Origin of the sequence: Lyngbya sp. PCC 8106 (genome assembly GCF_000169095.1) — a bacterium.
GTDB lineage: Bacteria > Cyanobacteriota > Cyanobacteriia > Cyanobacteriales > Microcoleaceae > Capilliphycus.
The window spans coordinates 1-24,431 of sequence record NZ_AAVU01000032.1 but is presented as its reverse complement, the minus strand read 5'-3'; the positions used below and the strand labels follow the sequence as shown (position 1 = coordinate 24,431).

Here is a 24,431-nt window from a genome sequence, read left to right as displayed (position 1 = left end):
GACTGCCCAAGTGGAAACTGTACTGAACAACAGCCCTAAGCCAGAGCTTCAGGACAATAACCTAGACCTTGAACAAACTGAGTTCGGAAAGCTTCAATATCTTCTCGATTCGGTTTGCCATGAGACACCACAGCCACTTGATAGCGACGCATCACACTCAAGGGAGACTGTCCGGTTTCTAAGCCCCACAATGCCATTTTAATGCGAATATTGGGTTCGTAAGGGATTCCCAACTCACTCATAAACGCTCTAAAATCTCCATGCTGTTTAGCCGTTAGAGACTGACTCATTTTGACTTTGACAATCCATCCATCAATTTGGTGGATTACTGTAACTAGCCGAACAGGGAGTTGAGTATGATTACATAAATGATCCACAACTCTCAGGGTCAGGCTGGTATTGGCAATGTAGTAAAGGTATTCCATCAATCTTCTCCCGCATAATCCACCCGCCATTTAATCGCTTGACTTGGTTTTCCAAGAGCTACAATTCGGAGCAAACAGGGCGGGTTCTGTGCTTCTATCGTTATTACTGCTTTATACTTATATGGTCGCAAGATTAACTTATTCTTGCCAGGGGAAAAGCACCCGATTTAAGATGGGGGATCCTACCCAAAGTGATTTTGAATGGGGTAACAAATTTTCGACCGACTTCCTAACACTATGGAAACAGACAGACTCGATTGGACGACAGAAGGTTATGACTACGAACTTCCTGAGGAACGAATCGCCCAAAATCCGGTGGTTCCTCGAGATCAATCCCGTTTATTGGTCATTGACTCACTCACTTCTCACCATCACCGTGTTTTTCGGGATCTTCCCCATTGGCTGAAGTCAGATGACTTATTGGTTTTCAATAATACTCAGGTCATTCCCGCTCGTCTTTACGGTCACAAATCGAGTGGGGGTTCTGTTGAAATCCTATTGCTTGAAGAACAAAAACCTAATTGTTGGTTAGCTTTAGTTAAACCTGGAAAATATTTCAAACCCGGTGTTAAAATTGAGTTTGAACCGCTTCACCCAGCTCCTGATTCTATTCTACAACCTTTGAGTGCGATTGTTGTAGACACAGATGAAACCACAGGTGGACGGTTATTACAGTTTTATCTTCCTCAAGGACAATCTTTAATTGAACAATTAGATCAGTTTGGTCATATACCCTTCCCCCCCTACGTTAACCAATCGCAAGCTTTTCCGCAACAATATCAAACAATTTATGCCCAACGTCCAGGGGCTGTTGCAGCACCCACAGCGGGTTTACACTTTACTGAAGAACTTTTTGAACGCTTACACCATCAGGGAATTAACAAAGCGTTTGTCACCTTACACGTCGGAGTTGGAACGTTTCGTCCAGTAGAAGTCCAAGATATTACCACTCATCAAATGCACGCGGAATGGATCGAAGTCTCCCCAGAAACGGTAGAACAAATCCAAAAAACAAAAGCCAATGGGGGGCGAGTGATAGCAGTCGGAACTACTGTAGTCCGAACCTTGGAAGGAGTAGCGATGGCTGAGGGTAAACTCACTTCCTACCGTGGAAAAACAGATGCTTTTATCTATCCCGGTTATCAATTTCAGGTGATTGATGGATTAATTACTAATTTTCACCTTCCCCGGTCTAGCTTAATGATGCTAGTTGCCGCTTTCATTGGTCGTCCACGACTGTTAGACTTGTACCAAGATGCGATCGCTCAAAGTGCGGAAGGCTTTACTCATCCCTATCGTTTTTATTCCTTTGGGGATGGAATGTTAATTTTGCCTGAAGCCCGAATTTCTTAAAGACGGCGAATGTTAGATCAAAAGCAAATGAGGCTGGCAAATGCTGCCAACCCCTACGTCTAGCAGTACAATAGCCTTATTCTTCGTCGTCTTCTTCTTCTTCGTCACTCGGATAGACAAAGCTCTTAGAACGACCAGTCAGAATTGATTTCCCCAAAGAAAGGGCTTTTTCAGCTTCTACTGATGCTTTGCGCTTCCAATGCGCTTTCCGCATATCACGCTTAGATCTGGACTTTTTCTTCTTGGGAACCGCCATGAGAATTACTCAAATTATTGTTACAAGACAAACTATTATACTATCTCATTTGAAGACCGTTTGCTCAAAGACTGCGGTACTTGTTGACATTCCAACCTACTACGAGAAAACAGATGCAAGATCGCGTTCTTTCCACTCTTGACCAAGCTGCGGTGCGCTTTATTCGGATTCTGTGGTGCGATAACGCCAACATCATTCGAGCGAAAGCTGTTCATCGTAATCGACTCCGAACCTATTCTACTTATGGTGTTGGTATTTCTGCTGCTCAACAAGCCATTCCCGTCATGTTTGATGCGCCTGTTTCTGGAGTCGGACTCGGGCCTGTCGGAGAAATTCGCCTTGTACCCGATTGGAATACCCTAACGATTATACCCTATGCCACAGGTCACGCTCGGGTCATGGGAAATATGGTCAAAGATGGACAACCTTGGTCCTTTTGTCCCCGTGATTGTCTCCAACGAGCGATCGCCACAGCGACAGATCTGGGGTTAGAAATCAAAGCCGCTTTTGAGAATGAATTTTATTTACTCAAATCATTATCCGGTGAAATTGTTCCCGCAGATGACACTGTTTTTGCAACAACTTCATCAATGGACTTACAACAACAAACGATTGATGAAATTGCTGAAGCCTTAATTGCTCAAGGAATTTCTGTAGAACAATATTATCCTGAATCTGGCCCCGGACAACAAGAAATATCTATATTGTACACTGATGCAGCGATCGCCGCCGATCAGCAGATTATCTTTCGAGAAACTGTCAAAGCCATCGCCCGAAAACATGATCTTTATGCCTCTTTTTTACCTAAAATCTTCCCCAATCAAGCCGGAAGTGGCGCTCATTTGCATCTGAGTTTGTGGCAAGGAGAAAACAATTTATTACCCGATAAAACCGGAAAACTTTCCCCCCTAGCGCGTCATTTTGTAGCTGGCTTACTCAAGCATCTAGACGCATTAATGGCATTAACAACTCCGAGTCCAAATTCCTATCGACGTATTCAACCTCAAACCTGGAGTGGTGCATTTTGCTGTTGGGGATATGATAACCGAGAAGCCGCCATTCGAGTTCCCCAAAACCCCGAACTCCCTAGTCCAACTCACCTAGAATTTAAAACCGTGGATGCGACGGCTAATCCTTATATTGCTCTTTCGGGTATCATTGCTGCGGGATTAGATGGAGTGCGTCACAAATTGGAATTACCCGAACCTGTAACCGTTGATCCTGCGACTTTAAGCGAATCTGAACGGAATGAACGAGGAATCTATCGTTTACCCAGAAATTTAGGGGAAGCCATCCAAAAATTGCAGCATAATCAAGTGTTAATTGAGGCTTTGGGTTCAGATTTGGCGGCGGCTTATTTAGCTGTTCGTCAAGCGGAGTGGAATGCCATGAAAGATTGGCAACTTGAACAAGAAGTTAAGTTATTAATTGATCGCTACTAGCAACAATTTTCCCGAATCAAGAGTATCTTAGAATAGGGAGGATATCAAACAACACCTCCTTCCTTTAAACTTTGACCCTGAAATTTGCCATGATGAATCTTTGGGATATCCCCGTCATTGACCATCACGCTCACAATTTATTAACGGCAGAATCGTCTTTAAACTTGCCCTATGTGGCTGCATTTACAGAAGGATATGATCCCGATATTCTCGAGCATCATGCACGTCATAGTTTGTTTTATCGACGCAGTATTCGTGATATTGCTCAACTCTTAGACTGTGAACCCACAGAAACCGCTATTTTAACTTGTCGTCAGAATTTAGGTTTAGAAAAACTCACTCAACATTGTTTAAACGCTGCTAATTTAGAAGCCTTATTCCTCGATGGTGGATTTTTAGCAGACAAAATTTTACCCTGGACATGGCATCAACAATTTATTCCCACCCAAAAAATTTTAAGATTAGAGGAGTTAGCCGAAAATATATTCAGTCAAACGTCTAAGTTTGAGACTTTTTTAGAACTGTTTTTACAAGCCATTGATCCACCACCTAAAGAAGTCATTGCCTTGAAAAGTATTGCGGCTTATCGTACAGGTTTAGATATTCAAATCACTCCGATTGATTTTGCGCGTTCCCGTTTTATTTTACTCAAAAAGGCAGCCGATCAATCTCTGATTCGCTTAGTGGATAAACCCTTAATTGATTTTTTGATTACTCAAGCCTTAGAAGTCGCCGCTAAACATAAACTTCCTGTGCAATTTCATACAGGTTTTGGTGATCCAGACCTAGATTTATTTGTCGGAAATCCTGTGCTGTTGCGTCCTTTACTCGAAGAAAAACGTTGGCGTGATGCTCCCATTATTTTACTTCATGCGTCTTATCCTTATACCCGAGAAGCCGGATATCTCGCCTCAGTTTATCCCCAAGTTTACCTGGATTTTGGTTTAGCGGTGCCGTTTTTAAGCGTGATGGGGATGCGTTCAACTTTGCGACAATTACTCGAACTTTCTCCGACAACAAAGTTAATGTATTCTTCTGATGCTCATAATATTCCTGAACTCTATTATTTGGGTGCAAAATGGGGACGAGAAATCTTAAAACAAGTTCTCGAAGAAAGTATTAAAGATGGAGATTTAACTGTTAGTGAAGCGGAAGATATTGCTCGAAGAATGTTATCTGAAAATGCCAGAGGACTGTATTTCAACTTCAACGCTCAGAAGTTAGATTAGGTATTGTTCTCAATAGCAATTGGATAAAGTATTTCCAATTTTTTAGGGGTGGCATCTTGGAGGGGAATGACTTGTGTTGTTGCCAAAGGTAGGGTATAATCATTATACTGCACAAAACTCAAATCCTCTAAACTGAGAGCCAACTCTAAAGGCGATCGCATTCTCAAGTATTCCTGGATTTTTTGCTCAACTTCTTGACTTTTTTCGGCTGAAATAGTAGAGTTTAAAATTCCAATTCTTAGATAACAATCATTATCAATATTATCTGGATTTCCATGATATTTATGCAGTAAATTATAGTTCTCAGCCGAACGACGTAGATTATCAATATCCATGATAATTGTTTCGACCTTCATCGGCCATCCCATCAAAACAGCAATCTCATTTTGAAAGCAAAAAGATCGTTCATAGGGATGTTTATGACGACTGGTAAACCCATAGTCTACTGAAAATTGATAGCCACCAAACCGAATATTGATTGGAAGTTGAGAACAATTCTGTATAGAGTTAAGAAAACCCAAAAAATCAATTATCCGAGATTCTTCTCGTCTTTCCAAAAACCACCGACTCAAAATTCCCCGTTCAGTTTTTACACCTTCACACCCTAAAAGTGTGGCGTGAATAGACTCTAACGCATAACGTTCAAAAATACCCGGAAGTAATTTGGATAGATACTGCTGTAACTCTAGAATTAATTTCGTAAATTCTGGAGATTTTTTTCCATAAAAAGCAACCAAACTAACATTCGGAAAATTTGGAATTAAGTCTTGAGACATTATTTGTCAGAAACTGTAGAATGTGTTAACAATAGCTTAACCCATGACCAAAAAATTATTCACAAAAAACTGTCGTCCCCAGTCTTGACAGCTATCGGGAGAAAGATGAGGACAACAGTATTCAGGGGGTGAAGAAAGATCAACTATCCCTTCACACAAACAACTTGTCTCAAAGTTGCAACAATTTCTACTAAATCAGATTGTTGGTTCATCACTTCCTCAATGGGTTTATAAGCACCGGGAATCTCATCTAAAACCCCGTGATCTTTTCGACATTCAATTCCAGCAGTTTGCTGAACTAAATCATCAACCGTAAACTGTTTTTTAGCTTTATTTCGAGACATTAGACGTCCGGCACCATGCGAACAGCTACAATAACTTTCAGCATTTCCTTTCCCTTTAACGATGAAAGATTTTGCACCCATTGAACCAGGAATAATTCCATAATCATTTTCTTGCGCCCTGACTGCACCTTTACGAGTCACATAAACATCTTCCCCAAAATGTACTTCTTTTTCAGCATAATTATGATGACAATTTACTTCTAAAAGCGGTTTTGTTGGCTTTCCTCCCGCAATTGCTTGTTCAACAATTTGTTTAAATCTTGCCATCATTACTTCTCGGTTATAACGAGCGTAATTTTGCGCCCATTGTAAATCTCGCCAATAAGCAGAAAATTCAGAAGTTCCGGCAATAAAATAAGCTAAATCTGGGTCAGGAAGCTTTGTTTCTGCCAGTTTTGCTAACGCTTTGGCGCTGTCAATATGACGTTGGGCAAGCATATTACCAATATGACGAGAACCGGAATGCAACATTAACCAAACGGAATTTTCACTATCAACACAGAGTTCTATAAAGTGATTTCCTCCGCCTAGAGAACCGAGTTGTTTTAATGCTTTTGATTCAAGATTCTGTACTTTTGAATGCAAGTCTTTAAACTGTCGCCAACCTTGCCAATTACTAACGGATTTTTCGATATCTTTATTGGCGTTAAACCCCACTGGAATAGCTGCTTCAATTTCCAGACGAATTTGCTTCAGTTTTCCTTCTAATTGTTCGCCCGAAAACGGCATTTTCACGGCACACATTCCGCAGTTATGAACGAAGACTCCATCGGTTAGAGCAAAGTTGTGATATTCCGGTACTGTTAAACAGTAAACATCTTGTTTTTCTGATAGGAAAATTACCCCGACAACTTTGTGGTTGTACCCGTGTTCTTTTCGCCGATGGTTGTGTAATCCAATGGGACTTTTAACCTCGGTGCCGCAGGTTTCCAAAGGGTAAATCCGATTGGCAATTTCCTTGTTTATAAATTCCAAATTTTCTGGCCTGTTATCAACCGGGTCAAAATTCTTCTGATGAATCACAGTTCTTTGACCGGGAAATTTAGGAATTTTACCTAACAAACCAGAGCGTGCAATCATCCAGTGGGCTTTTTGGTATCGACCGGAATAATTCTGCTGAATTAAGGTATAGCCATCCTTATCCTTTTTGGAGTAAAAAGGCATTAAAGACGTACCATTTTTTAAGTCTTTTGCTTCTTGATAACTACCATCGCGCAACATGAATTGATGGTCGGGAGTGCATTTAATTTCCGCACCGTTGTCGAGAACTACTTTTACTAATGGCGCATTGCGACGAGTCAAGCGAGCGCTCGCTTTAGCTGCTACAATTCGACCCGTGTCGGTGCAGGAGTAAACCACAAACTCTCGCCGCCAGGAAGCTAACTCGACCAAGGGATAAGATTTGCCGTCTGCTAGAGGAACTAATGTATCCCCGGTGAAGCAACCAATATCCACCCCAACTGCGGCGGGAATAATCGCATCTTTTGTGGCAATGACAGACCCCACTAACGCGCCTTTTCCTAAGTGTACATCGGGCATTAATGCCACGTGTTTGAACACAAAAGGTAGGGAAGCGACATTTTTAGCCATTTGGGTTTCTTGGGAGGCTAATGAATGATTTGCCCAAGATAATACGGGTTTTGGTGTTGATATTTCTAAGGGTTTGTAGGGCATGGTTGTAATAGTTTGTTTTTATAACAGCGTTTGTATGGTTCGATTGTAGTATTTTTGTATTATGTTTGTCAAGTGGGTGTAATATCTGGGCGCAAACCTTGCACCCCTACAGGTTTTCCAAGACAATTAAACTATCTAGAGGTTCTGAGAGAGAAGGGGAAACATCGGTTAACTGACGGTGCATTTTGAAGATAATATCTTCGGGAACTTGGCGAAGGCGGTTTTGGTTGCGTTGAAGACATTGTTCTAGGGGAGTATTCACCCAAACGGCAAAAATGGGATCAAAACCAATTTCTCGTGCTACAGTAATCACATCTTTACGTTGACGACGTTGGGTATTTGTGGCATCATAAATAGCATCTGTGCCTTCTCCAACGGCTTGTTTAAATTGATGTTGGACTTGACTCCAAACCCTTAACCAAGGCCCTTGAATTGCCTCATCACCAAATAGTTGCGCCCGGATAGTATCCGTCGAAATAAGTTGATAGTCAGGATGATTGACTTGAAGTTGGGTTGCGAAAAAAGACTTCCCGCTTCCAGGAAGTCCAATCATTAAAATGAGTTTGCTCATTGAAGAACGCTAAACCTAAATAACTGTTCCATCCGGAATAACAGCATTTTTCAAGATAGTCACAATTCCACTGCGGATATAGAACCCAAGTTCCTCGCGCTCTGCTTGTTCGACATCTTCTTTATTGGTGATGGTAACATTACTACCAATGCGAGCATTTTTATCAACAATAGCCCGACGGATGGTCGTATCTGCACCAATTCCCATTGGAATTTTACCTTGTTGGATATTGGATTGACGTTCGGCGAAAGGTTCGTAATAATCCGAACCCATAACCAAAGTATCTTCAATCACACAACCGGCTTCAATGCGAGAACGCAGGCCTAATACACTGTGACCAATGCGGCATTGTTTAAGAATGGAACCTTCGGAAATAATCGATTCTGTAATTTGACAATCGAGAATTTTAGACGGAGGTAAATACCGAGAACGGGTGTAAATGGGGGCTTTTTCGTCGTAGAAACTAAAGGGAGGTTGGGGTTGCTGCGTTAACGCCAAGTTAGCATTGTAAAACGCTTCAATGGTTCCGATATCTTCCCAATAGTCGTTAAACAGATAAGCCTGAAGGTTGTAGTCTGGGGCGGCATTCGGCAGAATTTCTTTACCGAAATCAGTTTGTTCAGTTTCCGTCAGTAATTTAATTAAGACCTCTCGGTTGAAGACATAAATCCCCATCGACGCAATATAGGGGCTTTCCTTCGCTTCTTCGGCGGAGAGTCCTAAAGTGGTGGTGTCAACGGCCATTTTTTTCAGGGCATCCCCTTTAGGCTTTTCGCTAAAATCAATAATACGACCAGTATCATTAATCTTCATCAACCCAAAATCAGAAGCCCGTTTCTCATCAATGGGAAGTACAGAGAGGGTAATATCGGCTTTCGTATCAATGTGACGCTGAACAAACTCTCGGTAGTCCATGCGGTAGAGATGGTCGCCTGATAAAATCAAGAAATAGTCAACATCCCACTCTGCAAACAGCCAGATATATTGACGAACAGCATCAGCAGTACCCTGGAACCAATTGGGGTTACTTGCAGTTTGTTGGGCGGCGAGAACCTCTGTAAACCCATCCGTGAAGCCTGAAAAGTTGTAAGCCCGAGAAATATGGCGGTTCAGAGAAGCGGAGTTAAACTGAGTCAGAACATAAATTTTAAGAATTTCCGAGTTGATACAGTTACTGATAGGAATGTCAATCAGTCGATATTTACCTGCTAAGGGGACTGCTGGCTTGGCCCGTAGCTTAGTTAGGGGATAAAGACGAGTACCAGCACCGCCACCTAAAATAATCGATAAAACTTTTTTCACAAAAACTACCTCTTATCTGCCAATGTTTTTCCAAGTTTAGTGTCCGACTGTAAGCCCAAATTGACAAGGGGGAACAGGAAAAATGTCAGTTAAGATTGGGTTATGATTTCACCCAAACTCAGATTAGACGTAATGGATCAACTCTATTCGACTACAAGCGCCCTGTTCCGTTCCCCAATTCCAAAATGCAGTGATCAGCAGAAATATTCCCTAAAACCCTGATTGCTACAGTTGTCTAAGGAATAGATTTCTAGCCCTACAACTCTAAACACTTCACGCAATCGGTGATTCAATACATTTATTTTTTCGGGTTCAGTTTACCACTGTCTCCCGGAATTATTCCTCTATCATCAGACAGAGCCAGACCATAAATCAAGACAAATGGACATCCGTTCGCTGAATCTCGCAATTCGGGACTTTCTAAAACGCACCGATTAGCGCACTAGAAAGCAGACTCAACTCAACGGGGATCACTGCTTGTTTGCCTGCATATCATACCATCTGCGGGGGACTCTGGTAAGAAGTCTCACAAGAAGGCAATTTTCTAACCTTTTTTAACGAAATCTCCCTCGAAAACCGGATTTTTCGCCAACAGCATGAAGAAAACAGTGGTTGACTCTGACAACTTCGCCAACACTCTAAAAATATTTCCTGAACAAAAAGTGCATATTATTCTCAAACCAAACGTATTGAACAATACCGAGAGTGGTTACAGCGTAAACATCGCGCTTATTCTATCAGACCGACCTATTTATTTCTCTCATAGGAGATGTTCCGATGACGTTCTTACTAGCTGAAACAACTCAATTGAGGTTGGAAATCTCCCCAACCTTACAAAATCAAGCCTGGCAGCAAAGTATGCCCTACTCAACTCCGAGTCGTCGCTGGAGTGCATATCTCAATCAACTCTGTCTCGATACAGTGGTTCCTTGGTTACAGGAAGACTATGATTGCACAATTCAATCTTCAACTCTACTCCCCAATATTGGAGAACGGGTTGAGGGTGCTGTAATTACCCTTGCTGACCAAACCCGACTGATTTTAATTCCGAGCGAAACCATTGACACCGATGAATTTCGGGTTCCTCAAGAATGGGTTGATGTTCCCAGTTTGATTGGAGATTATTACTTCGCTGTTCAAGTCAATCCCGATGAACAGTCGGTGAAGGTTTGGGGATACACCACTCATGCTCACCTGAAAACTGAGGGTGACTACAACTGGAGAGATCGCACTTACAGTTTAGATGGCTCCGAACTGATCAGTGATCTTAATGTTCTCTGGGTGGCCCGTCAACTCTGCCCGACTGAACAAACTCGCAGTGCAGTTGCCCCCCTATCGACATTAACCCCCACTCAAGCCGAAAACTTAGTTCAACGGTTGAACCATCCCGATGTTTTGGTGCCTCGACTGGCTGTTCCTTTTGAACTCTGGGGCGCTTTGATCGAATACAATCAAAGACAAGTCACCCATAACTTAGGCCGTTGGTTAGACAATCTCTTTGATACGGGTTGGCAGTCGATAGAAGCCCTATTCCCAACCTCCCAATCTCTGGCAAATAGCTTCCGTCGGACGGCAAATGCTCCAGAACGAGAAGTTCAACGCATTAAACAAATTACTTTAGGAAACGAAGATGCCTCGAATAACGTCGTTTTGCTCGTCGGATTGAGTACCGAAAGCGATAGCCGCGTCGGAGTGCGTGTACAGCTTCATCCTCAACCGAATAGTTCTTATCTTCCCGTTGAAACCTGCTTAACGTTACGCTCAGAATCGGGTGAAGTGTTGCGCTCTGTGGTTGCCCGCACTCAAGATAACTATATTCAAATCCCTCGATTTAAGTGTTCATCAGGATTTCGCTTTAGTGTCGAAATTACCAAAGAAGATACAACCGTAACTGAATATTTCCAAGTTTAAATTTTCTTCACTCCGATCGCGGATCAGCCATCAGAAGAAAAATTTTAAGCGGAGCATCAATACAGAATTTGGAAATTGTGATCACTGTCTCATGCCTAGTCTAACGTCCTCAATCATTCGCCCAAAATCTGTCAAATCAGAAAGTCTTTCTGTTGTCTTAAATTTCGGAAACGGCAACACTCAACAAGGCTGTGACATGATTGTGGCTAATTTGTGGACTTCGGGAAATCATCCCCCCATTCGATTAACGGGGAGTTTGCCTCCGGCTTTAGAATTAGCTGAACTCTATCAACGTTGGCGCACGCTCTACGAAGCTTTAAATCAGCGTTTGAGTTGGCGACGGGGAGTTGTAGATACACGGATTGAATTTGACGAGCAAGAAATCGCTCAAGTTTCTCAAGTTGAGTTTTCAGACTTATCAAGACAGTTAAAACGCTCTCTCAATCGTTGGTTAGATTCGGGATCGTTTGGCCGCATAGAACGGAAGTTACGCACCCAACTCTCGCCTCACGAAGAAATTCGCGTCATTATTGAAACAGACGATCCCTTACTCCGACGACTTCCTTGGCATCTGTGGAATTTTTTTGAAGACTACCCCACATCAGAAGTCGGTTTGAGCAGTACCTTAGAAGCTGAACGCATCGAACCGATGCACCGATCTCCGGGGGGGGCGGTGAGAATTTTAGCCATTTTGGGTAACTCTCACGGAATTAATATCGAACAGGATCGCGCCTTGCTAGAACGCTTACCTGGCGCTAATACCGTTTTTTTGGTTGAACCGCAACGCAGTGAACTCAACCGCCTTCTCTGGGATGAACAAGGATGGGATATTCTCTTTTTTGCTGGACATAGTTCGAGTCATACCAACGGCGCGACGGGATATATAAATATCAATCAATATGAAGCGATTACGATCTTTGAATTAAAATTTGCCCTCCAAGCTGCGATCGCCCGAGGGTTACAACTCGCTGTTTTCAACTCCTGTGATGGCCTCGGACTGGCTCGACAACTGGCAGATGTCCAGATTCCTCAACTGGTGATCATGCGCGAACCTGTACCGGATCAAGTCGCACAAGCGTTTTTGAAACATTGGTTGAGTGCTTTTTCTAAAGGAACATCTTTTTATCAATCTGTCCGAGAAGCCCGAGAAAAATTACAGGATTTAGAGCCAGAATATCCCTGCGCTTGTTGGCTCCCGGTAATTTGTCAAAATCCGACTGTTATTCCTCCGACTTGGCAACAACTCCGAGGCACTCAGCAGCCCTCAGCCCCTCATATTATGGGTTTAGGGGTGATTGCAACGGTTTTAGTGATTGCGGCGCGATCGCTTGGTTTAATCCAAGGATGGGAACTGATTGCCTATGACCAATTATTACGACTACGGCCAGCAGAAAGCTTGGAAAATCGAGTCTTAGTGGTCGAAGCGACTGAAAAGGATATCCAAAAATACGGGGGTTTTCCTCTCCCCGATCAGACTTTAGTGAAACTGCTCAACAAACTCGAATCTTATCAACCCCGAGTCATGGGAATCGATATTTATCGAGATGTTCCCCGAGAACCCGGTCACACAGAGTTGACCAAGCAGTTGACTCAAAATCCTCACTTGATTGCGGTTTGTAGTGCGTCTCATGTCAACGATGCCAATAAACCGGGGGTGAGTCCTCCTGCCAATGTCCCCGAACATCGCCAGGGATTTACGGATGTTGTCGTAGACTCTGATGATATTCTGCGTCGCCACTTATTGTTTATGACGCCCGAGGGTAACTCTCCTTGTCAAACCGAATTTTCTTTGAGTTTTCAACTCGCCCAACATTTCCTCATCCAAGAGGGAATTACACCCAAATTAAGAGCTGACGAATCGGTTCAACTCGGTGAAGTGGTCTTAAAACCACTCGGCGAACGTTCAGGGGGCTACCAAAACTTCGATCATCAGGGATTTCAACTTCTACTCAACTACCGCACACAAAACAGTCAACCTCAACGAGTCACCTTTTCTCAAGTTCTAGAAGGTGAAATTGATCCCGACTGGATCAAAGATCGTTTAGTTTTAATTGGTATTAGTGCGCCGATCTCTACTGACTACTTTTCTACACCTTATAGTCTTCATGCGACTGAGTATCAAAAAATGCCAGGAGTGCTGCTACAAGCTCAAATGATTAGTCAAATTCTCAGTAGCGTACTGGACGGACGCCCCCTCATTTGGGTTTGGAATCAATGGGGGGATTGGGTTTGGATTGGAAGTTGGTCTATAGTAGGAGGTATTATTGCTTGGAACTGCCGTCGATTTGACCGTTGCGGAGCGACAGTTACCGTCGCCGTTTTCATGTTATCCGGTGTCTGTTACATCTTCTTCCTGTGGGGAGGATGGATTCCATTAGTACCGTCTAGTTTAACTTTGGTGATCACTGCTGTTTGTCCATTTTTGTTGAGAAATCAGTAAAATAAAGCAGTTGAGAAAGCCTTCAGAAAGCGATCGATTGTTTGTGCATCAAATCGTACTGAATAGATCAAAGTAAACGCAACTCAACTCAAAGTTTTCAACTAACCTCATTAAATTCCAACTCAACTGGATTGGGGAAATATTAACAAAGCATTTACGAGTCAACCAGGGAGTATAAATAGTCATGCAGTCGTTAAACCGATCCTGTCAGTCCATTCAACTCATTGGACTGTTCATTTTAGCCGGAATTGAGTGGGCTAACCCTCAGTTAGCACTGTCTCGTCCTAGCCAAACCACTGTTAGTCAACCCTCTACTCAAGAAAATGTTCGGGGGTTAGAAGCCGAAGATGACGATCCTAGCTCACTAATTGTACAGACTTTTGATTTTCAGCCTCCTGACCGAGGTGCGCCCGGAAACCGAGCGGATGCGGGGAGTCGAGGGGGATGTTCTCCGTTGAAAAAACCGATGACGGCTTTGATCCCGACCACAAACTGGGGTGAAACCATAGCAACTCATCCGACGTTTTGGTTGTACCTTCCCAGTCAAGCTGCGGCGATAGAATTTATTCTCAAAGACGAAGCAGGTCAGAAAGAGTTGTATCAGGTTGATTTTCCGGTCACACAAGGGCCTGGTATTGTTAGTTTTCGTCTACCGGATACCGCTCCTCCCCTCCAAGAAGGCAAAGCTTATCGCTGGATGTTTAACTTTACTTGTGCATCTGAGTCAAACGATAACTCAACTAATGCTGATATCCAAAACCCAAGTGTGAGTGGAATTGTCGCTCGTATTGCTCCCTCTGCCAAACTCAGTCAACAGTTGGAAAATGCTTCTCTCAGTGAGAAAATCGCTCTTTATGCCCAGAATGGTCTTTGGTATGAAATGCTGACTCAACTGGCCGAACTGCGACGCACTCAACCTAACAATCGAGAAGTGACTGCTCAATGGATTAGTCTACTAGAACATGAAGCAGTTCGCTTGAATAATATCACCCAAGAACCGATATTAACTTGCTGTCAGGTTGAACAAGTCAATTCCCTCTATTTTCCGATTAAACAAACGGGATCAAAAGGGGAAGTTGGGAAGTAGGGAGGTTGGGGAAGTAGGGAGGTGGGGAAGTTGGGAAGTAGGGAGGTTGGGGAAGTTGGGAGGTTGGGGTAATTCTCTTTTTGAGGGGGCTTGGGGGAGCTATAAGACCCACGCCGTACCTGTACTCAGGTCGGCGTTGGGATACATGGACTCCCCCAGTTAAGTTGACGGGACTCAATGTCCCTAAACTTAACATTTAGTGCTGCACCGTTGTCCAGTAAATCTAGTATAATGCTGGGATGCTGACACTTACTCACCGCTACCGAATCTATCCAAATACCACTCAGGAACAACAACTCCCAATCGTGGATGGAAATTTGTCGTGGTGCATTTAACTATGCGTTGCGAGAGATCAAAGATTGGTGCAATAGCCGTAAGTGCTTGATTGATAGATGTTCTATCGAAAAGGAATATATCCTTCCTGTTGAAAAGAAGTTTCGGGAGCGAAATTCAACAACTCAATAACTTGCCAAAAGCTAAGAAAGAATTTCCTATATTGAGTAAAGTTCCTTCTCAAGTTCTTCAGCAAGCCATTAAGCAGTTACATAAAGGTTGGGAATATTTTCAGAAAAGGGGATTCGGTTTTCCACGCTTCAAGAAATACGGGCAGTTCAAATCGTTGCTTTTTCCTCAATTCAAGGAGAATCCAGTAACAAACTTGCACATTAAGTTGCCCAAGATTGGAGCAATACCAATCAACCTGCATCGCCCAATCCCAAAAGGGTTTGCGGTCAAGCAGGTGAGAATCTTGAGGAAAGCGGATTTTTGGTACGCATCTATCTCCTTGCAATGTGAAGTCAGTGTTCCTGACCCAACGACCCACGGTCATCCCATCGGGGTGGATGTTGGGCTGAAAAAGTTTTTAGCAACGAGTGACGGCGTTCTTGTTCATCCGCCCAAGTTTTTTAAAGAGTTGCAAAGCAAGCTGAAATCGCTGCAACGTAGACTCTCCAGGAAACAGAAGCGGTCGAAGAATTACGAAAAACAGCGACTCAAAGTTGCTCGACTTCATCACCAAATCGACAATACGAGGAAAGATTTTCACTACAAACAAGCTCACGCTCTTTGTGACGCGGGTGATATGGTCTTCATGGAAGACTTGGATTACCGAATAATGGCTAAAGGTATGTTCGGAAAACAGACTCTTGACGCTGCATTCGGACAGTTTAGAGCCATCGTCAAATATGTTTGTTGGAAACGTGGAAAGTTTTTTGCCCAAGTTGATGCAAGGGGAACTTCTCAAGAGTGTCCTGAATGCGGCGGTGAAGTCAAAAAAGATCTGAGTGTAAGAATCCATGATTGTCCTCCGAAGTGGATACAAAACAGACCGCGATATAGCAGCGGGTCAAAATATTAGAAATCGAGGAATTAAGTTAATTAGTACCGCAGGGCTTGCGGGACAGGAAACCGCCTGTGCAGACGTTCTACCGGGGACTGTTAAAAATCAGTCTAGGCAAGTGTCGAAATCCCGCAAGGGAAAAACCAGGAAATCAAAGAAGTGATTCTTTGGTGCGCCCACACTGTAATCTTTGATTCAGTGTGGGAGGATGTCACTTTGAAAGCCAGGGACGACTAACTTGTTCGAGTTGGTCGAGTTCGGCTTGGCTCATTTCCCACCCTAAAGCCCCGGCATCATCTTTAACTTGAGCGGCGTTTTTAGCTCCGGCGATCGCAATCACTCCTGTTTGAGCATTAATCCAATTTAACGCTACTTGAGCGGGTGTCCGTTGATATTTGGCGGCAATTTGACGCACTACAGACATGACGGGTTCTACTTGTTGGAGTCCGGCTGGTGAAAAGCGAGCATCTATCCGCCGCCCACCCACAGGCGGGTTACTCGGGGTATATTTTCCGGTCAGGAGTCCTTGGGCTAACGGACTATAAGCGAGTAAAGTCACGCCCAACTGACGCGCCTTCGCTAAAATTCCTTTTTGTTCGATTTTGCGGTTGAGTAAGGAGTATTTCACTTGATTTGTGGCTAACGGTATACCCCGTCGTGCTAAAACATCATAGGCGAGTTCCATTTCCGAAGCCGAATAGTTACTCACCCCAACGGCTAAAATTCGTCCTTGTTGCACTTCATCGGCGAGGGCATTCATTAACGTTTCCTGGGTCATAAAAAAGGTAAACGGCCAATGAACTTGGTACAACGCCACTTGAGGCACCTGTAACCGTTTCAGGCTTGCTGTGATGGCATCAGCTACCGCATTTTCCCAAATTCGCCAGGGTAACGGGCCATACTTGGTTGCCATGATCACGGGCTGATTGGTTTTTTGCATGAACTTTCCGAGTAACGCCTCAGATAAGCCCTGTCCATAGACTTCTGCGGTATCAAAAAAGTTGATCCCCAACTCTAAAGCGGTATTAAATGCAGCTTCAACTTCTGCTTCACCGAAGCTTTTACCATAGTCCCAGAAGAAGTTATCACCCCAAGACCAGGTGCCAATACATAGTGAGGGAACGATGATTCCTGTTTGTCCGAGTGTGGTCGTGGTTGTCGTGGATGTCACAGTCAAATACTCCTGGCACTGTTTTTCTCGTTTCTTTCATATTGTGCCGTGATCCCCAGAAAAAATCCTGGTCTACTGTGAACTGATAACTTTAACTTATGATTGATCAGATCAAACAAAATTGCTGATTTGGCGCAATGTACTTGACAAATAATGCTTAATATCCTTATTTACCTCTACTCAATTACAAATAACTTGTATAATTGAGAGATAATAAATGAATAAAATATTTTGAAATACATAATTCTCCGTTTTTAAAAAAGCTGTTCACAAGATTTTCACTTTTTTGTTGATTGAAATTCAAAGTTTAAAGAAGTCTAATTTGTTTGATTTATTGTTTGATTTGTTTGATTTATTTACAGTTTTAACAAAAATCAACAATTCTTGATGATTTGGTATTCAAAGTGTTCTACAAATGATACAATCCAACTACAGATAGTTTTTTTGGCTGTTTAAGACCTTGGTGAGTAGACTCAACTTATCAATTTAAGTTGATTAATTTCCTCAAACTATAAAATTTACGCTATATTTGTATATCTTCAACAAAATCAAGCAAAGAGAATCCAGGATTGGGTATAGAATTAGTGAAAATCTAAGTTGTCTATCCCAAAGTAAAAAGGTAAGAATTTTATGTTTATTAAAATCTATCAAACAAGCATCAGAAAATATACTTAGTCACTCTCAAAATCAGAGAATCTATTCATGATCTAAAAGTGACAAATATACTTATCACCCAAAAATCTTGTCATCTGTTTATATGAACTTTTTTTGGGTATATATTAGGAGCGATTCTATGTCTAAACGATCACTGAAAACCTCCCCTGATGGAGCAAAAAAGGCGAAAAAAGCTTTTTTATCCAAAGGCTGGACACAAGAACAGTTAGCCGCAGAAGTTAATCTCAAAACTCGTCAACCCATTTGGAGATTTTTTACGAACCGCTCGATAGAACGTCATACTTTTTTAGAGATTTGCAATTTACTGAATCTAGACTGGCGAGAGATTGCGGAAAATCCACCTGCTGACCTCTCAGATAGTTCGTCATATCTTCAACAAACCTCAGAAAACCTTGATATTAACGTGATTGTTCAGCAGGTGCGATCAAAACGCTACGAAAAAATAGAAGATCGATGTGGCAGTTTAACATTGTTAGAGATGAACCGTCCGATCCAGCTTGATGACATTTATATTGATGTGGATATCTTAGAAGACGTCAATAAGAAATACTGGGTCGATCTCAATGACTTCAATCCTAGCCTCGAAAATCCGACATCAGAAGAACTTGAACGCTTAGGTTTAGGTGATGTAACCCAGAACAATATCTCCGGAATCGAAGCCCTACAAACCTACTCTAAACTGAGAGTATTAGGCATACCGGGAGCAGGTAAAACCACCTTTTTACAACATCTAGCGATTCAATGCAATCGAGGTCGAATTTTAAATAATCGAGTTCCGATTTTTATCAACTTGATGGATTTTGCTGATGAATGTGAAGAAACCGGAAAGATTAGTCTATTAAACTATATTTCGACAGAATTTAACACCTCAGATCTGAGCAACACAACACTATTAATGATGTTGCTGCATACAGGTCGGATGTTTATCTTGCTGGATGGATTTGATCAAGTTGTCTTGAAAAATAATCAAGCGATGATCAAAGAAATCCGTCGTTTTTCCGATAAATATCAAAACAACTTGTTTGTGGTTAGTTGTCGAAACGCAGCCCAAGAAGTCAAGCTCAGAGGCTTCACCGATGTTGAAATTGCTCAGTTTAGCGAAGAAAAAATTGCCAATTTTGCCCAGAAGTGGTTTATCGCATTTACGAAGACTGATGTTGATGATGCTTTAATACAAACATCTCAATTCATCAAACAGATTAACAAACCCGAACACCTACATTTACGTCAACTGATTGTTAGACCTTTGTTTCTACATCTGGCTTGCTGGATATTTAGCTATGATCAAAAATTTCCTCTCCAAAAAAGTGTACTGTATAAACAGTGTCTAGACTTACTGATCGGCAAGTGGGATCAAGATAAAAATGTGAGTGGAGATCAAGCGTATCAAAGGTTATCACTCTCTCAAAAGCTAAAGTTATTTAGTAATTTGGCAGCAGACACATTCCAAGCAGGGAAATTCCTGTTTAAAAAAAGTTTGATCTTGCAATATATCGCGGAGGAACTGTTTGATTTGTCTCAAGATTCGATTAATGCCGAGGAACTTATGCTCAGTAGTGAAGCAATTCTCAAGGCAATTGAACTCCAGCATGGAATCATAGTAGAACGTTCACCAGGTCTTTTTTCCTTCTCCTTTTTAGCATTTCAAGAATATTTTACAGCTCGAAAAATTGTCGCTGATTATAATTTGCGACAACGGGATCAACAGTTACAGGATTTGGTTCAGTACATCAATGAACCCCAATATCGAGAAATCTTTTTGTTAACCGCCTCTATGTTGCGGAGTGCAGATACTTTTATGGAGTTAATCAAGCAACAAATTGATAGCATCCTTGCTGAAGATTCGTTTCTGCAAGAGTATTTGACTTGGGTAAGCCAAAAGTCTCGGAAGGTTGCGAATTCACCCCCTTTAGAGGCGACTCGGGCGTTTTACTTTGCGTTGACTAAATCTCCTGAATTAGCCCCTGATTTTACCCTAGCTTGTACCTTAGATCAGGGAATATTCTTAGATGGGTTATTGAGTGATTTAGTCAAAAAGACTCAGAAACATGATCAGATTGATGTTCAGGTTTTTCGCGAAGCCTTAGATAATGTGTTAATTGTTGTGGTTGATTCAGAGTTTAAGTCTGTTTTGCAAAAACTCAAACAGCAGCTCGTTGATTTATTGTCAAATCAAACAAGCTTTCCCGAAGAATTTAAAGTAAATTATACAAATTGGATAGAGCAACTCCGCAAAAAGATTTTGCAGTATCGAAATATTCAACACAATTGGAACTTTAGTGTTGAACAACAGGAAACTTTACAGGGTTATTACCAAGCTCATCGATTGTTGCTGGACTGTCTCAATAGTGTCTCAAATGTAACGGAGGTTGTACGCCAGGAAATCAAAGAATCTTTGCTATTGTCTATCGATGAACTTGAACAGAGGGAGTGGGCGTAGAGCTTGATTGATTGATATAAATTTGAAGATGTTTGAAAAGATAAAATCCCTGATGACTTGTGAATTTTCCTAACAAACAACACAACTTTTACAACTCATACAATAATTCTTTGGGGGATATACTTCATCTTAAACAGGGGTGTATTAGAGTAAGAGTTATCAGACAACTCAGCAAACCATAAATTACACACCATTACAAGATCAGGAAACCCAAGAAACCATGACTACTTTTGAACACCCTCAGACAATGGCTCAGAAAATCAAGTATTATGCTGAAAAACTGTTCGGAACTTTTCTGGAGGAAAAAATCGAAACTAAACAGCAAAAAAAAACGACTCTAGTGTTCGATCAATCTTTACTCGATCAATCTGTAGAAGATCAATCTGTAGAAGATCAACTAGAGTTTGAAAAAGATCTATTCACCGAGGAGGCTGAAGAAATTTTTACCTCATATTTAGAGAAGATGGGGTTAGCCTGTTGGATAGAGGTTGTGACTGAATCTCCAAAATGTATTTACTACTTTGGCCCGTTTGCCAGTGGAATTGAGGCTCAACATTCTGTAGAAGGTTATCTAGAAGATTTGCAGTCGGAAAATACTAAAATTTTTGAGCTGAATATTAAACGCGGCATTCCGAAAAGCATGACAATTTTACCCGAAGAAATGCGGAATTTTTGTGTGGATTCAGAGTTTTCTACCTTTATTCCATCTTATCTGAGTCCTTAACGTCAAACTGAGAACAAATCCTTCTTAAACGGCCTGAAGCTGAGTTAAGCAAGGCTTCAGGCTTTGAAAGCCAGGCTGTTTGCTATGACTTCGCCATAAAAACATCCAAATCATCAAATTTTGATAAAAGTGAATAGTCCTGCTCAAAAAGAGCTTAATGTTTCCAATCGGGAAAAACAAACTTGTTCAGCTTGTCATTCTCACAATAGTTTACCTCGTCATATCCTTTTAAGTAAAACTTATTGGCGTTGTAGTTACTGTTGTGTCGTTGTCGATCTGCTGTAGCTTGTTTTTAGAATATGAAATCAGAGTAATTAAGGTAGACTGAACCTTCTATTTTGCGATATCATTACTCTGTATGGTCGTAAACCCCGCACAAAAGAACCTGATCAGGCCTTAGCCGAGTTACAACTCTTTATGAATTTTGTTCCGACTCGCCCCCTTTCCGAAATTGCCCGAGAATATGTTGAAGGGTTTTAGATACTCTATGATTACCCCAAACATTCCGAGAAGTTAGCCGTGTGATGACTTAAACATTATTGATGAAGATCAGAAGATCGGGAAATTTTGACCTCACGACTTCTAACTTCATATCTACTGATCTACTCTGTCATTCGGAGATGCTGGAGCATGATCTTGTAATCTTCTATTGAGAGTGAATACTTCTTGCTGACAACTCCGATCATTGCAGGCTAGAGAGGTTATCAACTAACGATATTTGTTGAATAACGCCGAAACCCATTTTCTGAAATCATCTAAATTGCTAGGAGAATTAAAAGTGGCAGAACAAACACCTAAATACATTGAAACACGCACCATCGAATCCCGCATTGGTTCCCTGGAATTTGAGCGAGGTTTTCCTACACCGAAAGCCGTCAAAACCTTGTTTGAGTTTCGTACCTTTTACCGTGCTGTAGAAGTCTTCACCCAAAACACCTTTGGAGTTTCCCTCTACGCTATGCGAAAATCATTGGCCAATGCAGGTTTTGGTAAAGCCAATCAGGTTTCGGTTTGGAAGAACCGGATGGACTCCAAATCAATATTGCTCACAGCCAATAGCGAGACCGTCTATGCCATGACTTTCCTCGATCTCAAAGGTGATGGACCAACTGTGATCGAGTCTCCGCCTAAAGCTTTGGGGCTGATCAATGATATGTGGATGCGCTACATCGGTGATATGGGAATGATGGGGCCTGACAAGGGAGAAGGTGGTAAGTTTCTCATCCTTCCTCCTGGCTATGAGGGCAAGATACCAGAAGGCTACTATGTTATGCAGTCCAAAACTTATAGTGTGTGGTGTGCAATTCGCCTGAATCTTGTAGACAATAAGCCGGATGTTGCCAATGCTCTCTATAAAGAGCATCTCAAGATTTATCCTCTTAGTAATAAGGACAATCCTGAACCGACTGAACTGATCAACGCCAGTGGAATGGAGATTGATACCGTTCACTCTGAGAATTATACTTACATGGAAGAATTGGGTCATCTGGTTGAACAAGAGCATCCCGATGCCCTTCCTGATGGACAGAAGTTCCTCCTCGCCTCAATTGGCATGGAATTCGGCAAGCCTTTCCAGCCCGATGCCCAGCTCAAATCTACCCTTGAGGAAGCTGTCGCGGTTGGTGCTGCCATGCTCCGTGCCAATATGTGGGATTATGTGGGCGACGACAAATGGATATATAAAGATCGCAAGTGGTGGAATCCTTTTGTGGGCGGTAAATACACTTTCGATCCAGCAGGCTATTTTAATTATGACGCTCAGGCTTTATTTGCTGCTTACGCTACTGCTGTGACTCCAGCAATGGCATCGAAGACAGTTGGTGGTGGTTCCCAATATCTCTGCAGTCACCAAGACAAAGATGGCAACCCGCTTAATGGTGACAAAAATTATCAACTGCATATTCCGGCTGGTATCCCTGCCAAGAACTTTTGGTCTCTGATAGTTTACGATTCAGCTTCCCGTTCTATGATTCAGGTGGCTAAACCTATGCCTACTATTAGTTCCTATACCGACCCAGTTATCAATGAAGATGGTTCAGTTGATCTTTACTTCGGCCCAGAAGCCCCCGCAGGAAAAGAGAAGAACTGGATCGAAACCTTACCGAATAAAGGCTGGACTGGTGTTTTCCGTCTTTATGGTCCGCTAGAGTCCTTCTTTGACCAGACTTGGAAATTGAACGATATTGAGGAAGTCAAGTGACAAATAAACTGACTCTGAAAAACTTCTCTATATCTGTTAATTTTCTTATTCTACTTCTCGGAGAGTGACAGAAGAGGGTTATAGCACTACGCATATTAGTTAAGACATTGCCAGAAGCTGAAAAGCCCTTATAATCAACTTTTGACTTGCGCGTAGTGCTATACCTATTACCCAATCGATTAAATCAAAAAGTGGAGTAGTGTTGGTATGTCTAGTTTAGCGATTACCGTGACTGTTCAACTGTTTGCGATCTATCAAGAAGTCTACAAAGTTCGTAAACTGGTTTTAACTCTGCCCCCTCAAACTCCGGTTTCTCAAGTTCTCGAACATTGTATTGGGGAACATCCCGAACTGGAACGCTGGCGTCCTCTGACTCATTTTGGTGTGAATTTACAGTTTGTTCCTCCAGAAACTCCTCTGAGTAACGGTGATGAGGTAGTTCTGATTCCGCCTGTCAGTGGAGGTTAAACAAATCTGAGAAATTTTTCATCCGGAATTCATGACAAACTCACCGAAAATCGAATAGAGTAGTAAATATAACTCTAAAAACGTTATGGAAACCATGAAACGTTTGAATCCTCTTGGGATTGGTGTGTCCGCTATTGTTGCTTTTGGGTTTGTTACTGCTAGTTCGGTTTCGTGCTTATTCAAACAGTCTATAGAGACTGCTGATTCTTCGATCGCAATTTCTCGCTCTCAAGTTGTTGACCCAGAGACAGGATTGATAATACACGTTTCTAGTCTAAAGCGCAACTAATTAATTCGATTAGCAATTTCCGAGGTTCTCCCCAGAGGTAATTCTCCGAAAGTGATAGCCCTTTTAAAATAAACTTTAACGTTTCCCTTCAAAACCAGTTTTAATAAACCTGTATCGGGCTTTGAGATGTTGAAGCCCGATATTTGAGTTTGGCTAGAACCTCTACCCCAACCCCTCTCCTAAAACCAGGGCTGTTTCATTCTCAATTAAAAATTGCCGAGGGTTCCTGGGGTGATGGGGTGGTGGGGTGAAGATTTCTTTCCGATGAAAAATAGCTTTTTATTCATAAAAATCCTCCCAACCTCCCAACCTCCC

The 24,431-nt window shown here is 42.1% G+C and carries 21 protein-coding genes; 14 read left to right on the top strand and 7 right to left on the bottom strand.

Annotated features, from left to right (window positions below; translation table 11 throughout):
- Positions 1-35: 35 nt before the first annotated feature.
- Positions 36-425, bottom strand: a complete 390-nt coding sequence (locus L8106_RS19560) for a hypothetical protein (RefSeq protein ID WP_009786148.1) — start codon at positions 423-425, stop codon at positions 36-38.
- A gap of 237 nt (positions 426-662) precedes the next feature.
- Here L8106_RS19560 and queA point away from each other — a divergent pair, with 237 nt between their 5' ends.
- Positions 663-1,778, top strand: coding sequence for a tRNA preQ1(34) S-adenosylmethionine ribosyltransferase-isomerase QueA (gene queA, locus L8106_RS19555; protein WP_009786147.1), 1,116 nt, complete (start codon positions 663-665; stop codon positions 1,776-1,778).
- Positions 1,779-1,854: 76 nt separating this feature from the next.
- Here queA and rpmF read toward each other — a convergent pair whose 3' ends face one another.
- Positions 1,855-2,034: a 50S ribosomal protein L32 gene (gene rpmF / locus L8106_RS19550; protein WP_009786146.1), complete on the bottom strand. Its 180-nt coding sequence runs from the start codon at positions 2,032-2,034 to the stop codon at positions 1,855-1,857.
- Positions 2,035-2,147: 113 nt separating this feature from the next.
- On the opposite strand from rpmF, the gene L8106_RS19545 reads away from it, so the two are divergent.
- Both L8106_RS19545 and L8106_RS19540 read left to right on the top strand, forming a co-directional pair.
- The gene (locus L8106_RS19545; RefSeq protein WP_009786145.1) at positions 2,148-3,476 is read left to right on the top strand and encodes a glutamine synthetase family protein; all 1,329 of its coding nucleotides are present in this window, start codon (positions 2,148-2,150) and stop codon (positions 3,474-3,476) included.
- Positions 3,477-3,565: 89 nt separating this feature from the next.
- Positions 3,566-4,705, top strand: a complete 1,140-nt coding sequence (locus L8106_RS19540) for an amidohydrolase family protein (protein ID WP_009786144.1) — start codon at positions 3,566-3,568, stop codon at positions 4,703-4,705.
- On the opposite strand, the gene L8106_RS19535 is transcribed toward L8106_RS19540, so the two are convergent.
- The 4 genes from L8106_RS19535 to L8106_RS19520 all read right to left on the bottom strand — a co-directional run bounded on the left by L8106_RS19535 (position 4,702) and on the right by L8106_RS19520 (position 9,372).
- Positions 4,702-5,481 (bottom strand): hypothetical protein, encoded by a 780-nt coding sequence (locus L8106_RS19535; RefSeq protein ID WP_009786143.1) that lies wholly within the window; start codon positions 5,479-5,481, stop codon positions 4,702-4,704. The two genes, L8106_RS19540 and L8106_RS19535, sit on opposite strands and share 4 nt — an antisense overlap.
- A 143-nt stretch (positions 5,482-5,624) precedes the next feature.
- Positions 5,625-7,499, bottom strand: a complete 1,875-nt coding sequence (locus L8106_RS19530) for an RtcB family protein (protein ID WP_009786142.1) — start codon at positions 7,497-7,499, stop codon at positions 5,625-5,627.
- Positions 7,500-7,605: 106 nt separating this feature from the next.
- Positions 7,606-8,070 (bottom strand): AAA family ATPase, encoded by a 465-nt coding sequence (locus L8106_RS19525; protein WP_009786141.1) that lies wholly within the window; start codon positions 8,068-8,070, stop codon positions 7,606-7,608.
- 15 nt (positions 8,071-8,085) lie between these two features.
- On the bottom strand, positions 8,086-9,372 hold the full coding sequence (locus L8106_RS19520) for a glucose-1-phosphate adenylyltransferase (protein WP_009786140.1): 1,287 nt from the start codon (positions 9,370-9,372) through the stop codon (positions 8,086-8,088).
- Positions 9,373-10,149: 777 nt separating this feature from the next.
- On the opposite strand from L8106_RS19520, the gene L8106_RS19515 reads away from it, so the two are divergent.
- The 6 genes from L8106_RS19515 (at position 10,150) to L8106_RS19500 (ending at position 16,167) form a co-directional block, all read left to right on the top strand.
- Positions 10,150-11,283, top strand: a complete 1,134-nt coding sequence (locus tag L8106_RS19515; RefSeq protein ID WP_009786139.1) for a DUF1822 family protein — start codon at positions 10,150-10,152, stop codon at positions 11,281-11,283.
- Positions 11,284-11,374: 91 nt separating this feature from the next.
- Positions 11,375-13,723 (top strand): CHASE2 domain-containing protein, encoded by a 2,349-nt coding sequence (locus tag L8106_RS19510; protein WP_009786138.1) that lies wholly within the window; start codon positions 11,375-11,377, stop codon positions 13,721-13,723.
- A 184-nt stretch (positions 13,724-13,907) separates the two neighbouring features.
- Entirely contained in the window at positions 13,908-14,810 is a 903-nt protein-coding gene (locus tag L8106_RS19505) for a DUF928 domain-containing protein (protein ID WP_009786137.1), read from the top strand.
- Between the two features lie 239 nt (positions 14,811-15,049).
- The gene (locus L8106_RS33810) at positions 15,050-15,145 is read left to right on the top strand and encodes a helix-turn-helix domain-containing protein (protein WP_232228532.1); all 96 of its coding nucleotides are present in this window, start codon (positions 15,050-15,052) and stop codon (positions 15,143-15,145) included.
- Complete coding sequence (locus tag L8106_RS33805) at positions 15,120-15,275, top strand: hypothetical protein (RefSeq protein ID WP_232228531.1); 156 nt, start codon at positions 15,120-15,122, stop codon at positions 15,273-15,275. Before L8106_RS33810 ends, L8106_RS33805 begins: the two co-directional genes overlap by 26 nt.
- 1 nt (position 15,276) lies before the next feature.
- Positions 15,277-16,167, top strand: a complete 891-nt coding sequence (locus L8106_RS19500; protein WP_232228530.1) for a transposase — start codon at positions 15,277-15,279, stop codon at positions 16,165-16,167.
- Positions 16,168-16,360: 193 nt separating this feature from the next.
- On the opposite strand, the gene L8106_RS19495 is transcribed toward L8106_RS19500, so the two are convergent.
- Positions 16,361-17,320 carry an aldo/keto reductase gene (locus L8106_RS19495; protein WP_009786135.1) on the bottom strand — a complete coding sequence of 320 codons (960 nt, stop codon included), beginning with the start codon at positions 17,318-17,320 and terminating at the stop codon, positions 16,361-16,363.
- Positions 17,321-18,113: 793 nt separating this feature from the next.
- On the opposite strand from L8106_RS19495, the gene L8106_RS19490 reads away from it, so the two are divergent.
- From L8106_RS19490 to L8106_RS32390, 5 genes are all read left to right on the top strand, one after another.
- Positions 18,114-20,435, top strand: a complete 2,322-nt coding sequence (locus tag L8106_RS19490) for an NACHT domain-containing NTPase (RefSeq protein ID WP_009786134.1) — start codon at positions 18,114-18,116, stop codon at positions 20,433-20,435.
- Between the two features lie 220 nt (positions 20,436-20,655).
- Entirely contained in the window at positions 20,656-21,159 is a 504-nt protein-coding gene (locus tag L8106_RS33800; protein ID WP_009786133.1) for a DUF1816 domain-containing protein, read from the top strand.
- A 778-nt stretch (positions 21,160-21,937) separates the two neighbouring features.
- A complete protein-coding gene (locus L8106_RS19480; RefSeq protein ID WP_009786132.1) occupies positions 21,938-23,359 on the top strand; it encodes a DUF1254 domain-containing protein in 1,422 nt (473 codons plus the stop codon).
- 207 nt (positions 23,360-23,566) lie between these two features.
- Positions 23,567-23,827: a MoaD/ThiS family protein gene (locus tag L8106_RS19475; protein ID WP_009786131.1), complete on the top strand. Its 261-nt coding sequence runs from the start codon at positions 23,567-23,569 to the stop codon at positions 23,825-23,827.
- An 85-nt stretch (positions 23,828-23,912) separates the two neighbouring features.
- Positions 23,913-24,116: a hypothetical protein gene (locus L8106_RS32390; RefSeq protein ID WP_156803750.1), complete on the top strand. Its 204-nt coding sequence runs from the start codon at positions 23,913-23,915 to the stop codon at positions 24,114-24,116.
- The last annotated feature ends 315 nt before the right edge of the window (positions 24,117-24,431 follow it).

Excerpts from the sequence above, each read along its gene's own strand:
- L8106_RS19560 (WP_009786148.1), bottom strand. The coding sequence starts at position 425 with ATGGAATACCTTTACTACATTGCCAATACCAGCCTGACCCTGAGAGTT.
- queA (WP_009786147.1), top strand. The coding sequence starts at position 663 with ATGGAAACAGACAGACTCGATTGGACGACAGAAGGTTATGACTACGAA.
- rpmF (WP_009786146.1), bottom strand. The coding sequence starts at position 2,034 with ATGGCGGTTCCCAAGAAGAAAAAGTCCAGATCTAAGCGTGATATGCGG.
- L8106_RS19545 (WP_009786145.1), top strand. The coding sequence starts at position 2,148 with ATGCAAGATCGCGTTCTTTCCACTCTTGACCAAGCTGCGGTGCGCTTT.
- L8106_RS19540 (WP_009786144.1), top strand. The coding sequence starts at position 3,566 with ATGATGAATCTTTGGGATATCCCCGTCATTGACCATCACGCTCACAAT.
- L8106_RS19535 (WP_009786143.1), bottom strand. The coding sequence starts at position 5,481 with ATGTCTCAAGACTTAATTCCAAATTTTCCGAATGTTAGTTTGGTTGCT.
- L8106_RS19530 (WP_009786142.1), bottom strand. The coding sequence starts at position 7,499 with ATGCCCTACAAACCCTTAGAAATATCAACACCAAAACCCGTATTATCT.
- L8106_RS19525 (WP_009786141.1), bottom strand. The coding sequence starts at position 8,070 with ATGAGCAAACTCATTTTAATGATTGGACTTCCTGGAAGCGGGAAGTCT.
- L8106_RS19515 (WP_009786139.1), top strand. The coding sequence starts at position 10,150 with ATGACGTTCTTACTAGCTGAAACAACTCAATTGAGGTTGGAAATCTCC.
- L8106_RS19510 (WP_009786138.1), top strand. The coding sequence starts at position 11,375 with ATGCCTAGTCTAACGTCCTCAATCATTCGCCCAAAATCTGTCAAATCA.
- L8106_RS19505 (WP_009786137.1), top strand. The coding sequence starts at position 13,908 with ATGCAGTCGTTAAACCGATCCTGTCAGTCCATTCAACTCATTGGACTG.
- L8106_RS33810 (WP_232228532.1), top strand. The coding sequence starts at position 15,050 with ATGCTGACACTTACTCACCGCTACCGAATCTATCCAAATACCACTCAG.
- L8106_RS33805 (WP_232228531.1), top strand. The coding sequence starts at position 15,120 with ATGGAAATTTGTCGTGGTGCATTTAACTATGCGTTGCGAGAGATCAAA.
- L8106_RS19490 (WP_009786134.1), top strand. The coding sequence starts at position 18,114 with ATGTCTAAACGATCACTGAAAACCTCCCCTGATGGAGCAAAAAAGGCG.
- L8106_RS33800 (WP_009786133.1), top strand. The coding sequence starts at position 20,656 with ATGACTACTTTTGAACACCCTCAGACAATGGCTCAGAAAATCAAGTAT.
- L8106_RS19475 (WP_009786131.1), top strand. The coding sequence starts at position 23,567 with ATGTCTAGTTTAGCGATTACCGTGACTGTTCAACTGTTTGCGATCTAT.
- L8106_RS32390 (WP_156803750.1), top strand. The coding sequence starts at position 23,913 with ATGGAAACCATGAAACGTTTGAATCCTCTTGGGATTGGTGTGTCCGCT.